At 60.5% G+C, this 12,908-nt stretch carries 11 protein-coding genes and 1 pseudogene; 5 read left to right on the top strand and 7 right to left on the bottom strand.

What is annotated here, in order from left to right; genetic code table 11:
• The 6 genes from AC0ZT5_RS23855 to AC0ZT5_RS23830 form a co-directional block, all read right to left on the bottom strand.
• Positions 1-852: an electron transfer flavoprotein subunit beta/FixA family protein gene (locus tag AC0ZT5_RS23855; RefSeq protein ID WP_488481341.1), complete on the bottom strand. Its 852-nt coding sequence runs from the start codon at positions 850-852 to the stop codon at positions 1-3.
• 185 nt (positions 853-1,037) lie between these two features.
• Entirely contained in the window at positions 1,038-1,418 is a 381-nt protein-coding gene (gene nifW / locus AC0ZT5_RS23850) for a nitrogenase stabilizing/protective protein NifW (protein WP_488498429.1), read from the bottom strand.
• A complete protein-coding gene (gene nifV / locus AC0ZT5_RS23845; protein ID WP_488498428.1) occupies positions 1,415-2,611 on the bottom strand; it encodes a homocitrate synthase in 1,197 nt (398 codons plus the stop codon). The genes nifW and nifV overlap by 4 nt, the downstream gene beginning before the upstream one ends.
• Positions 2,608-3,825, bottom strand: a complete 1,218-nt coding sequence (gene nifS, locus AC0ZT5_RS23840; protein ID WP_488498427.1) for a cysteine desulfurase NifS — start codon at positions 3,823-3,825, stop codon at positions 2,608-2,610. Before nifS ends, nifV begins: the two co-directional genes overlap by 4 nt.
• A 14-nt stretch (positions 3,826-3,839) precedes the next feature.
• Complete coding sequence (locus tag AC0ZT5_RS23835; RefSeq protein WP_488498426.1) at positions 3,840-4,160, bottom strand: HesB/IscA family protein; 321 nt, start codon at positions 4,158-4,160, stop codon at positions 3,840-3,842.
• Positions 4,161-4,414: 254 nt separating this feature from the next.
• Positions 4,415-4,669 carry a hypothetical protein gene (locus AC0ZT5_RS23830; protein ID WP_488481336.1) on the bottom strand — a complete coding sequence of 85 codons (255 nt, stop codon included), beginning with the start codon at positions 4,667-4,669 and terminating at the stop codon, positions 4,415-4,417.
• A 74-nt stretch (positions 4,670-4,743) separates the two neighbouring features.
• Between AC0ZT5_RS23830 and AC0ZT5_RS23825 the strand changes: the two genes are divergently transcribed.
• Complete coding sequence (locus tag AC0ZT5_RS23825; protein WP_488498425.1) at positions 4,744-5,805, top strand: hemin-degrading factor; 1,062 nt, start codon at positions 4,744-4,746, stop codon at positions 5,803-5,805.
• Between the two features lie 591 nt (positions 5,806-6,396).
• Here the strand turns inward: AC0ZT5_RS23825 and AC0ZT5_RS23820 are convergent.
• Positions 6,397-6,696 (bottom strand): hypothetical protein, encoded by a 300-nt coding sequence (locus AC0ZT5_RS23820; RefSeq protein WP_488498424.1) that lies wholly within the window; start codon positions 6,694-6,696, stop codon positions 6,397-6,399.
• A gap of 302 nt (positions 6,697-6,998) precedes the next feature.
• Here AC0ZT5_RS23820 and AC0ZT5_RS23815 point away from each other — a divergent pair, with 302 nt between their 5' ends.
• The 4 genes and pseudogenes from AC0ZT5_RS23815 to AC0ZT5_RS23800 form a co-directional block, all read left to right on the top strand.
• Positions 6,999-7,322: an alcohol dehydrogenase catalytic domain-containing protein gene (locus AC0ZT5_RS23815; protein ID WP_488481332.1), complete on the top strand. Its 324-nt coding sequence runs from the start codon at positions 6,999-7,001 to the stop codon at positions 7,320-7,322.
• A gap of 883 nt (positions 7,323-8,205) precedes the next feature.
• Positions 8,206-9,381, top strand: coding sequence for a cytochrome P450 (locus AC0ZT5_RS23810; protein WP_488498423.1), 1,176 nt, complete (start codon positions 8,206-8,208; stop codon positions 9,379-9,381).
• Positions 9,382-10,633: 1,252 nt separating this feature from the next.
• A complete protein-coding gene (locus AC0ZT5_RS23805) occupies positions 10,634-10,921 on the top strand; it encodes a hypothetical protein (protein ID WP_488498542.1) in 288 nt (95 codons plus the stop codon).
• A pseudogene (locus tag AC0ZT5_RS23800) lies at positions 10,831-12,908 on the top strand (hypothetical protein); the annotation flags it as partial. The gene AC0ZT5_RS23805 and the pseudogene AC0ZT5_RS23800, both read left to right, overlap by 91 nt.

Genomic DNA, 12,908 nt, shown 5'->3' with positions numbered 1-12,908 from the left:
TCACGCGCCGCCGTTGAAGGCCAGCTCATGTTCCAGCGCTGGTTGGCGGGTCAAGATTGCGGCGATCAGCTCGTCTGCTATATCGCGCAAGGGCTTTTCGGCGGTGTCAATTTGTGCCGCTTTTTGCGCCCGAGCAGTAGGGGCGAAAACGCGCTTGACCACCGTCGGGGAGCCGCGCAGGCCGCATCTGGTCAGGTCATCAATGCCGGCATCGGCCGCACTCCATCTCAAAACCGGGCTGCGCGCGGCGCGCAGGGCATCCTCGAGCGAGCCCCGGCGAATCTCGTTGGTGCCTTCCAGCATGGTGACGAGACAAGGGAGCCTGCTCTTCAGCATCTGCGTGCCGCCTTCACACCGGCGCTCGACTTGGATGTCGCGCGCAGCAAGATCAATGCGGGGAATCTTCGCGACATAAGTGAGTTGCAGGAGATCGAGGCGCTTGGCGATGCCCGGCCCCACCTGGGCTGTGTCGCCATCGATCGTCTGCTTGCCAGTGAAGACGATATCTGGCGCGCCGAACGTCTCGCCAACCTTCGCGATTGCCTGGGAAAGAGCGAAGGAGGTCGCCAGCGTGTCGGAACCGGCAAAATAGCGGTCGGTTAGGAGCACCGCGCGGTCAGCGCCGTAACCGAGCGCCTTGCGCAGCGCGTCCTCTGCCATCGGCGGACCCATGGTGAGCACGGTGACCTCGCCGCCATAATCGTCACGCAGTCTGAGTGCCTCTTCCAGGGCGAATAGGTCGTAAGGGTTGATGATGGTGGGTACGCCCTGGCGCATGATCGTGTTCGTAACGGGATGGACGCGTATCTGTGCCGAGTCCGGCACCTGCTTGATGCAGACTACGGTGTGCATTGGCGGTCTCTTGGGGCTTCTGTCCGGATCTGAGCCTGGCAGTTGATCCTTGGCAGCAACATTCGTGCCAACCGCTTTTCGTGCTCCTTTTCCTGGATACTCGGTTGGTTCCTTCCGGGATCGCCTTCGTGGTGACAGGATTTGTAGGCTTCTCGACATTGGCGCGTTGCAACCATCTCGCGCGCTCATTCTTCTGCGAACCGCTTCAGGACGGAGTCGAACGGGACGAATGTGCGGTCCGACGTGGGAGACTTGTTCGGATCGTGGTCTTTGAGCACCTTGAAAATCCGGTGCGTAAGCGGCGAGGAGCTCGCGAAGTCCTCGTAGGCGCGTTGCAGTGTAGCGCGAACCCGCGCGGCGATCACTTGGTCAGGCAGATCGGATAGATCTTCTTCCGCAAGGTATTGGCCCACGCGTTTCATGATATGAAGCCGGGAGACATTCAGCACCTTCGGATCATAAGAGACCCCAAGGACTGCGAAGAACTCCTCCGCGGCCGACAGGCCTTTCAGTCGCGCGAGGATATCGCTAACATCGATGGAGCGGTTGTCAGCGGAACAATTCATTGCATTCCCCTTCGTCGGCAATTGTGGTGCGTTCGTCCCACAACTGGATCCGCAGATCCCTCTGAACATGCCTCGCTGTGCAGACTATCGTAGAGCTCAACCAGTTGAGTTGCAGTGACGGCAGATTTGGTCTCGGACGCCTTGCGGCGGACGCGGGCCACCATCGCGGCTGCCAGATCCGGATCGAGATCGCGACCGTTGTCGCTCAACACTCGGGTAATCGCGGTGGCGCCGGAATGCTTACCGATGACGATACGATTGCAGCGGCCCACAAGAGCCGGATCGAGCCCCTGATAGGCGCGCGTGTCCTTCAGCAATCCCGCGACGTGAGTGCCGGATTCGTGGGTGAAAACATCGGCCCCGACGACCGGCTTCATAGCCGCGGTTTGCCGGCGGGCAGCGCAAGCCACCTTGGCAGCGAGGTCGGGCAATGCGGTCAGCTCGATCCCGGTATCCGCGCCGTCGATCACGGCCATCGCGACTGCCACCTCTTCCAGCGCGGCATTACCCGCACGCTCGCCGAGCCCGAGGACGGTGACGGAGGCATGGCTCGCACCTGCGCGGATCGCGGCCAGCGTGTTGGCGGCAGCAAGACCAAGATCATTGTGTGCATGAAATTCGAGGTCGACCTCAGACTTCGCGATGAGCTGGGCTACAAGTTCGAAAGTCGAAAACGGATCGAGAATTCCCAGCGTATCGGCCAGCCTGACGCGGCTTGCCCCGGCGCGCGCAGCAGTTTCAATGACTCGGCCAAGATGATCCAAATCAGCCCGCGAAGCATCCTCGCAGCCGACAGCGACGAAGAAGCCAGCAGCGGCTGCACGCCGGACCATATCCTCGATGACCTGGAGCGCTCCTGCCTCATCGAGGCCGAGCTTGGCCGCAAGTTGAATGTCCGAGGCGGGTAGCGAAAGATTGACGGCGCCGACGCCGCTCTCAATCGCTGCCTCGAGGTCCTGCGACTTCATCCGGCACCAGGCCGTGAGCCGAGCCGGGAGACGCCGCGCGACCGCGGCGCGAATTGTTTCGATCTCCTCGGCGCCCATAATCGGCGTGCCGATCTCGATCTCCGGGACGCCGGCGGCCGCAAGAGACCGGGCGAGCTCCAGCTTTTCCGCCATCGTAAAAGCGACGCCTGGCGCCTGCTCGCCATCGCGCAAGGTCGTATCGTTGAGGAAGACGTCCCGGCTCATGAATAGTGTCCTGTTCTGCCGCCGCTCAGGGTTAGACCTGCTCGCACGACTTCTGTCCTCCGCCCACGCGGGCCGGAACTGGGAGAGCCACGCAGCTTCTCCACGATCGCCGGCATAACCTCAAGCACCCGGTCGACGTCCGCTTCGTTGTTGTCGCGCGCGAATGAGAAGCGGACCGCAGCGTGTGGCGCCTTCATCGCGCTTAGGACATGACTCGGTTCCATTGAGCCGGAGGTGCAGGCGGAGCCGGAGGAGCAGGCGATGCTCAGGCGGCTGAGCAGATGTGGGATTGCATCACTTTCGGTATTTTCAAATGAGATGTTCGCTGTGTTTGGCAACCGCTCCATCGGATCGCCAGTGACGCAAGTGTCTGGGATGCGCTGGAGGATCCCGTCCTCTAGGCGGTCGCGGAGCGATTTTACCCGCGTCGCGGCGTCGTCCAAGAATTTCAAGGCGAGTTCGGCTGCCATACCGAGTCCGACTATGCCGGGAGTATTCTCGGTGCCGGCACGCCGGTCGTGCTCTTGGTGCCCGCCCTTGATCAGCGAGCGGAAGTGCACGCCACGCTTTACCCAAAGTGCGCCGATCCCTTTGGGACCATGAAGCTTGTGGCCGGAGAGCGACAGCATGTCGATTTCCGTCGATTTCAGGTCTATCTCAATCTTGCCGACCGCCTGCACCGCATCGGTATGGAATAGCGCGCCGATTTCCTTGGCCAACTCCGCAAGCTTGGCCACGGGGAAGATCATACCAGTCTCATTGTTCGCCCACATTATCGAGACGATTGCCACGTGTGGGGTGAGCGCGGCTTTGTAGGCATCGAGGTCAAGCCGGCCACAGCGGTCCACCGGGATCCTGTGGACCTTCACACGGCGGGTCTGCTCAAGATGCGCGCATAACGACAGGACGGCGGGATGCTCGACCGACGACGTGACGATCTCGGTTCGGTTGGGCAACGCCTCAAGCGCCGAAAGAATTGCTGTGTTGTCGCTTTCTGTTCCACCCGAGGTGAAGGTGATCTCATCGTCGAACTGCGCGCCAATCAGCGCTTGCAACCGCTGCCGCGCCTTCTTTATAGCCGCCGCGACCGAGGCGCCGAAAGCGTGCGCCGAAGAAGGGTTGCCGAATTCATCCGAGAAGAACGGCAACATCGCTTGCACGACCTCAGGATCGACCCGTGTCGTTGCGTTGTTGTCGAGGTAGACAGGCCGCATAGCTACGATCTCAGTTAACTGAAGGACTTGCCGCAGCCGCACTTCTCCCGCGCATTGGGGTTGTCGAAGACAAAGCCGGAAGATTCGAGCCCAGCGACGAAGTCCACGGTCGTGCCAGCGACAAAGGGTTGGGAGTCTGCGTCGACAAACAGCTTGACCCCATCTGTCTCAGTGATCACATCGCCTTGGCGCGAGACACTCTCCAGGCCCATTGAGTATTTGAAGCCGGCGCAGCCGCCGCTCTGGACCATAATGCGAAAGCCCTCCGCCGGCTCGCTGGCGCGGGAAAGAGCGGACTTGGCGGCGGCAACAGCATTGTCGGTGAGCGTAATCATGGCGAGACTTCTCCCCAGCTTGTGACGTTTTCGTGGATGGCGTCGCATGAACCGTGCCAAAAGGAAAAACCGTTTCAGCACGGCGCCATCTCTCCAACGCTGCCATCAATCTTGTGCGCCGTTGCTGGAAAGACGTCGTGCACCCGACACGCACTGTCGGGTTTGTCGAGTTCGTCACAGATTGTCCGGCCTCGGTTGCCGCTGAACTCGCAGGTAAGATCATTGACGAGTGTGCAGAAGGATTTCTGCGCGGTTCAGCCGGATTGGCATGACTTTTGAAACTCCGTTGGCGATGCGGCGAGGACCGCAGAGACCATGATCATCCCGCGCGTGCGCTCGCGATCGATGGAAAGAAGGAAGGAAAGCAACATGTCATGTCGGTCAGATCCACTCTGCGCCGATGGAATCCGCTCCTTGCTGCTCAGACGGCACGGCCGGTTTCGACGGCGATCGTGCACGCTCCCCTGCAGAACGCTGTTCCTGACGAGCACCAGGTCGGCATCGAGCATTGCGGCGTGCTTTGTCGATTGACCATCGGGCAGACAGCCGATCCTCAACAAGCAGGTGGAAGCAGAGGCAGGACATGGACCAGCGCGAGAGACGATCGGCGCACGAAATCCGCCAAGCGCGGCAAGACAACCCGAAAATACGCGCGCACGATCTCGCCGCCAAATTGGGCATAACGGAAGCGGAACTGGTCGGTGCGCATTGTGGCTTCGGCGCGGTGCGCATTGCACCAAGCGTAAACACTGTTCTGATCGGCCTCGAAGCGGTCGGCGAGGTGATGGCGCAGACCCGCAATGAAAGCGCCGTGCATGAAAAGATCGGCGTCTACGACAAGGTCGTCACGGGCAATCACCATGCCATGGTGCTCGGTAACGACATCGAGCTGCGCATCTTCCCGAGAGCTTGGGCGTACGGCTTTGCCATCGAGGAATGCGATGGTGACGACATTCGACGCAGCATGCAATTTTTTGATGCCACCGGCGAGGCGGTGCACAAGGTGTATCTCGGGCCCGCCTCAGACCTCCATCGATATAAGCAGCTGCTGGCGCAACTCGAAACCTCGAGCCAGGAGCCAATCATGTTGGTCAAGGGGAGCCGAGCAGAAGGCGAACCAGAGGTTCCTGACCAAGCCGCCAGGGGGGAGGACTTGCGCGACCGCTGGAGCCGGCTGAACGATGAGCATCAGTTCCTCGACATGTTGAAGACGTTGAAGCTCGGACGCTGTCAGGCGATGCGTATGGTCGGCGAGGATTACGCTTGGGCGCTCGATAAGAATGCCATTGGCGCCATGTTTCAACAGGTGGCTGAAGACGAGATGCCGATTATGTGCCTAGTCGGCAATCGTGGATGCGTCCAGATCCATTCCGGCCCGATCAAGTCGGTCAAACCGATCGGGCCGTGCATAAATGTGCTCGACGAGACCTTCCACCTGCATCTCGGGACCCACCACATTCGCGAGGTCTGGGCCGTTCGCAAACCGACCAAGGCCGGTCACGTCACCTCGCTCGAAGCCTATGACTCCGAGGGCAAGATGATCATCCAGGTCTTCGGCAAGCGCAGTGAAGGCGAGGGCCAGCGCGAGGACTGGCGACTCCTGGCCGAAACCCTGCCACGCATGTTCCGTCCGACCACTACATGATGCGAGGCCGTCGCGTGTTGTGTTCGGTGTTCGCTCGGCGCTTGCGCAGCCCGCTCGCGTTCCCGTGCGTCTTTTTGCCTGCCCAGACCTGTAGGGTGTGGCTGTCCGTTCCGATCCGTCGCGCCCGACCAGCGTATTGTCTGCACGCTTAGCCCGGAAAGCCATAACGTAGCTCTATCTCTGCAAGCAGAAGGTCAGGTTTTTCGCCATGCCCCGCCACAGCTGCCCTGCAAGCGGGATATCGAAAGCTGCTTGGACCCGGAGGAAGGTGAAAGCGCGCCCTTTGGCCTGCTACACCGAAATAAGTTGTTCAACGAAATGGGTAGTGGAACGCACAGAAGGAAGTTCAGCCGCGAATTCAAGCGTGAGGTAGCCTGGTGAAGGATCGGGGCGTGGCGGTGGCGCAGGCGGCGTATGAACAATGCAGACCGCTGATTACTCAGTGAGTTCGGTCTGGTGGCCGGTGTGTTCGCGATGTCCATCTTATCTGGCCAGTTCGGGAAAGCTGAACGGCTATGCCGCCTTCGTGCGCGTCCTGATGCTACCGGCCCTCGGCACCGTCGTGGGCCTCATCAACGGCGTTCTCATAGCCTACGTCAGGGCCTCAGCGGTGATCTCGACACTCAGCATGTGGCAATCCTGGTCGGCCTGATGCAATATTTCAGCGCCGGGCGTGCGCCCGGATCGATCCCGGCACGGGATCCGGGAGCTTACCCACGCGCGCTTCATCGGCATGTCCTGGGGTGTCATCATCTGGATCATCGCGTTGATCCTCGTCGCCCTGGCGTTCCGCAACTTGATCATTGGAAAGTACTTCAGGGCGGCTGGCGATAACCCCCGCGCAGCACAGGTGTCCGGTATCCACATGCCCGGATTGTCTTCACGGCGCATCTTCTTGCTGCGTTCTCATCTGTCTCGGGGCGCTGCTGCAGGTGTCGGCGACCTCGGTAGGCATGGTCGAGCCTCGGGGTATTCATGAACGCCCTGGCAGCCACGATCCTTAGCGGCGTCACCCTTGGAGGCGACCGCGGCGGCGTGGCAGGCGCGTTCGTCGCTGTCATTGCGCTCAGCTTTCTGCGTGCGGTGCTGACCGTCTTCGGCATCCAAGAGCCGGGGCAAGTTGATCGCTCAGGGCCTGGCCGCCATTTGTCTGCGGCAGCCGGACGCGCTGACCGGGAATTCGGGAGAAGAGTATGACCCAAGCCACCGCTGCCATTACCCGCCATAAGGGTGGCCCCCGTGAGATTGAGCGAATCCTGATCACCGAGCCTAGGTCTGACGAGATCCTCGTCCGCATCGTGGCATCTGGTGTCTGTCATACTGACGTGGTGGTGCATGACCAGGGTTACGGGGTCCCGTTACCGCTCGTGCTGGGACACGAGGGATCGGGTGTGGTCGAAGCGACAGGATCCGCCGTCTCGGGACTTGTACCTGGGGATAGCCCTTTCGTACGCCTACTGCGGAAAATGCGAAAAGTGTACGAGCGGGCAGCCGTTTTATTGTGTCGAGTTCTATGAGCAGAATTTCAAAGGCGCGCGTGGGCAGCACCACGCCAGTGTGTGACTGCCACGATCGTCCCGTCACCTCGCACACGTCGCCGACGCTTACACTTGGACTTTTCCACATTGGTCCATGCGAGGCGCAGTCCGCCCCCTATACTCCACCCGGCATGCGAGATAACAGCGCCTCAGACAGATCAAGAGCTGTCGAATCGAAGCGCCCCGTTCCGTACGAAAGAAAATGGGAAACTTTGAAGGAGGTTGATGCAGACATCCGTTTGGCTGCACTGGCGTCGGAGCACTCGGCGCCGAATGCGAATCTGAACTGGCCGAAAAAATACCTGGTTCTGAGTGACAAAGGAATTTGGATGCGATCGTGGCGCGCGTGAAGGAGCGTGCTGCCCAAAGGGCTGATGAATTGAAGCAGATGCTGATGAATTGAAGCAGATTGACCAGGCGAGCGAGCTTCTGAGTTCAGAGAAGTCTGCGAAAGCCAATAACACTTCAAGGCCACCCTCGCAGAGAATGCAGGAGTCGATCCCCGGAAAGCGGTTAAAGTGACGAATCTGCAAGCGTTCTTCGGTGATAAGGCCACCGGCTGGCATGGCGGTTTGAAAATCGCGTTTGCCGACGGCGCTGTCCAAATACGCGAGATCTAACGCGAGCGTTCAAATCGGAGGAAGAGGCCATGGGTTGGGGTGGCTGACAGAACTTTCCCCGCCCGAAACTAGAGGCATACCCGGAGAGCCGCAGCAGCCCTGTTTGAACCATGGCGATAGGGATCAGGCTTCATCGCCCTAATGGTCGAAGGCCCCCGGCTTGGTGTGCTCAATCGCGGTAACCGCCGTGGATGTAGCGTACATCGGCTGATATCAAATGAACTAAGAGGAGAAGTCCCGCCATGCGACTGGTGCCAGTAGATCGGGTATCCACGATCGACGAGCTTACATTCGACCCATATCCGATCTATCGCCGGATGCGCGCGCAGACCCCCGTGGTGCACGTTGCCTCCGTGAAGCGGACGTTTCTCACTAAGGCGTCCGACACGAAAATGGTGAAGGACCAGCCCGAGCTCTTCAGTTCGGATGATCCCAACACACCGATGAAGCCGGCCTTTCAGGCCCATACTCTGATGCGAAAGGATGGCGCGGAACACGCCCGCGAAAGAATGGCCATGGCCAAGGCTTTCGCCCCCAAGACTATCGCGGAACATTGGGCGCCAATCTATCGAAACATCGTGAACGAGTATCTGGATCGCCTTCCGCGCGGCGGCACAGTGGATCTGTTTGCAGAGATCTGCGGCCCGGTGGCGGCCCGCATTCTCGCTCATATCCTCGGGATTTGCGGAGCATCCGACGCAGAGATGATACGCTGGTCGCAGCGGCTGATCGACGGGGCGGGCAATTTTGGATGGCAACCGGAGCCATTCGAGCGATCTGACGAAGCCAATGCCGAGATGAACAGGCTCTTCGACAACCTAATCGAAAAGCACAGGGCGGAACCGAACCCCTCGGCATTCGCGATCATGGTGAACGCGCCTGATCCGATACCCATGAGTCAGATGTATGCCAACATCAAGATCGCCATTGGCGGGGGAATTAACGAGCCCCGCGACGCTCTCGGTACGATCGTCTACGGATTGCTGACCAACCCCGAGCAGTTGGAGGAGGTCAAGAGGCAGCAATGCTGGGGGCAGGCCTTCGAGGAGGGCGTGCGGTGGATTGCTCCGATTCAGGCGAGTTCCCGCCTCGTGCGGGAGGACACGGAGATTCGCGGTTTTCTTATCTCGAAGGGCGATACCGTGATGACCATCCAAGCTTCGGCCAATCGCGATGAAGAGTTCTTCGAAGACGGAGAGCGCTTCAACGTCTTCCGCCAAAAGATTTCGCATCAGTCCTTCGGCTCGGGGCCGCATCACTGTGCAGGCGCGCAAATCTCGCGTCAAACCGTAGGGGCAATCATGCTGCCCATGCTATTCGAGCGTTTTCCAAATATGACGCTGCCGGATCCTCAGGTGGTGCAGTGGCGCGGCTTCGGCTTTCGAGGGCCGATCAATTTGCCGGTTAAGCTGTCATGACCAATTACGCTAGTCGTGAACCGGGCTGAGGCATGCATTCTATCCATGACCCCTGAGTCACGCCCCGGAGCGAGGCTTTCGGATAGGCCTGCTACGGATGGGCAGCGCCGTACGTTTCCGACATCGAGCGGTTCTGGTAGTTGAAGACGAGCCACTAATCCGAGACGGCGCTACTCGCCAACAATATTCCGGCCGACTTCCTAAACAGTGATTTGAGCGCCGAAGAGAAGCAAGCCCGGTTTTCCCTTTTGGGACGTTGCGAGCAAGTCAGGTTTTTGTCAGCAACCAAGGCTATGTGGTGGCTTGGAATGAGCGCCGCGGGCTGCCGAGGGGCACCGACTGATTTGCAGCGATGGTGGACATCTTGTCATGCCACGAACGGGGACCTTTACTTGCGTATTCAGCCAGCAAATCCTGCCCCCGCGATCTGCCTCTCGGTGTTGAGGGCCTGGCGCGATGGGTAGGCCGGCGAGCAGTGACGATCGGATGCGCGCTGGTTTGCTCGGGGGCCCGGGTGGTCGTCTCAGTCTTTAAGTTAGTACGGGCGCGCCAAGCCGTGTTCTCCATCGGGCCGATTGTGGAGTGCCTTCGGCGCAGGCTGCGCTGGCGTCGCCGTGCGCCGATGCAAGCGGGTCTGGTTATGCGGCTTGAGCGAGGGCGTCCAAGGCGGGCGACAAGACTTGCAAGAGGTCTATGGTACGGGCGTGTCCTTCAGACGCCTTCGCAATCGATGAAAGCAGCGGGCATGTCCGGCGTCGGAGGCCGCAGGGCGGTCGTGACGGCACAGGTCGCCCGGCTGGTGGTCGGACTTGACAACACAGGCAGCGGCATTGTCGCCGACATCGGAGGTGGATAATGACGGGCATTGGCCGAGTCGGGACGTCGCATATTGGGGATGCGAGAACCGACAACCCGCCGGGATCGAGCAGCACGCGCCCAGAATCACGTTTTGCTCCTGGAACAGGCGCCCCATCGTTCGCTTCCATCGTGGCGCGGATGCGCTCTGAGCCTCAACATGAAGGGACGTCCTCCGTTCGCAGCCTGCCCCTTGCCGATGATGCCGTTCAAGACAGGCCTGCCAGCTCCTCAGTTGCCCCCCCTGTGATCCCCGGGGCGTTGCCGCGTGCGGTTGGGCGTCGTCGTCCATCTTCCTGGGTGCCGGAGGGTGACGCGCCAGCCCCAGAAAAAAGCCTCTCGCGTTCCGATGGCGAGCCCTGGCGCGGCAATGAGGCCGCCGGAAGTTCGCAAGCAGGTGCTCGCGGCGAAACTTGGCGCCCTGGTCGAACGGCCGGAGGTTCGCAAGCTGGTGTGCACCAGACTGATCGGCAGCATCGGGATGCATTCCGCCGACAAGAAAGTTCACCGCGTGCAGGCGAGGGCGAACCTTGGCGCAGCGATCGCGCGGCCGGAGGCTCGCAGGCAGGCGGGCGCCCGCCCCGTGGGCAAACCGTGTCCAATCTCAATGCAGGACCAGGAGGGCGGCGTATCGACGATGTCTCTGCTCAAGGCGGCCAAGACGCAATCGAGCAAGAACAACTGATTGCCGCCTTGCGTGAGATCAATGGCGCCTGCGGCATCGTTCGATTTTCAACTGCCGTGGTGAACCATAACAAGTTCCTGCAAAGCGCGCACCGCGAGAAATACGCGATATTTCTGCAAAAGGCGGCCGCCCGGTTCACGCGTGAATTGCTGCCAAACTTGGAGGAAGACATCGGCGCCGGGACAACATGGGGGTATGCCACAGCATGCAACACAGTGAACCGGGAGGCGGGAGGGCGGGAGGGTATCGAAGCCTGCAGGGCCATGGCAGCTCGGGTGGCGCAGCTTGATAATGCGCTGATCAGCCAAATCGAACCCAGGGCGCTTGCGCTCTTGTCATCATCGTTCGGACGGCATCCCCGGATGGCGGATTGCCGCAATGGCGTGATCAGGATCGCCAAGGTCTGTCGCGACGACAGACGCATACTTAAAAAGCTCAACAGTCAAAGTCTGGCGCTGCTGGTGAACGGTTTGAGCAAGTGGCCGAAGGACTGTCGCGACGCCATAGTTGCAATCGCCAGTGAGGTCCATCACCGCGCCGACCAGCTCTCTGGTTTCATTCCGCAGGATTTGTCGACGTTGGTGAACGGCCTCTGTAAATGGCCGCAAGAGGAGAACATCCGTCCCGCCGCGCTCGCAATCGCCGGTGAGATCTGCCGCCGCACCAATCAGCTCGCTGACTTTAACGCCCAGGCATTGTCGAACCTGGTGAACGGCTTTAGCAAGTGGCCGCAAGCGGCAGAGTGCCGCCACGCCGCAACCGTTGTCGGCGGCGAGCTGCTTCGTCGCGGCCGACTCTCTGATTTCAGCAGTCAGAATCTTGCGACCCTGGTGAATGGCATGAGCAAGTGGCCGCAAGAGGAGAACACGCGTCGCGCCGCGCTCGCCATCGCCGGTGAGGTTAGTCGCCGCGTTGACGAACTCTCTGGTTTTAATCCGCAGGAACTTTCGAACCTGGTGAACGGCTTCAGCAAGTGGCCGCATATGGAGAGCTTGCACGGCGCCACAATCGCGATCGCTGGCGAGCTGCTTCGCCGTTCCGACCAACTCTCCGAATTTACTCCGCAGGAGATGTCGAACCTGGCAAACGGCTTCAGCAAGTGGCCGGAAGCCGCGGAGTGTCGCGAGGCTATAGCCCTGATCGCCGGTGAGATGCTTCGCCGTTCCGACCAACTCTCGGACTTTACTCCGCAGAACCTGGCTAATCTGGTGAACGGTTTCAGCAAGTGGCCGGAAGCGGCGGCTTGTCGCGAGGCTACAGCCACGATCGCCGGTGAGGTGCTTCGCCGTTCCGACCAACTCTCTGAGTTTACTCCGCAGGAACTTTCGAACCTGGTGAACGGTTTCAGCAAGTGGCCGCAAGCGGCAGAGTGCCGCCACGCCGCAACCGTTGTCGGCGGCGAGTTGCTTCGTCGCGGCCGACTCTCTGATTTCAGCAGTCAGGATCTTGCGACCCTGGTGAATGGCATGAGCAAGTGGCCGCAAGAGGAGAACACGCGTCACGCCGCGCTCACGATCGCCGGTGAGGTTAGTCGCCGCGTTGACGAGCTCTCTGGTTTTAATCCGCAGAACCTGGCTAACCTGGTGAACGGCTTCAGCAAGTGGCCGGAAGCGGTGGCGTGTCGCGAGACAATAGGCATGATCGCCAGTGAGGTCTGCCGCCGCGCCGGCCGGCTCTCTGGTTTTAACCCGCAGGACATGGGGAACTTGGTGAACGGCTTCAGCAAGTGGCCGGAAGCGGCGGCTTGTCGCGAAGCTACAGCCACGATCGCCGGTGAGGTGCTTCGCCGTGCCGACCAACTCTCTGAATTTACTCCGCAGAACCTGGCTAACCTGGCAAACGGCTTCAGCAAGTGGCCGGAACAGGCGGGTTGTCGCGAGGCCACAGCCACGATCGCCGGTGAGGTGCTTCGCCGTGCCGACCAACTCTCTGAATTTACTCCGCAGACCCTGGCTAACCTGGCAAACGGCTTCAGCAAGTGGCCGGA

Source organism: Mesorhizobium sp. CNPSo 4670, assembly GCF_057784235.1.
Note: the sequence above shows the minus strand (reverse complement) of the source record. Positions and strands in the feature narration are given on the sequence as shown.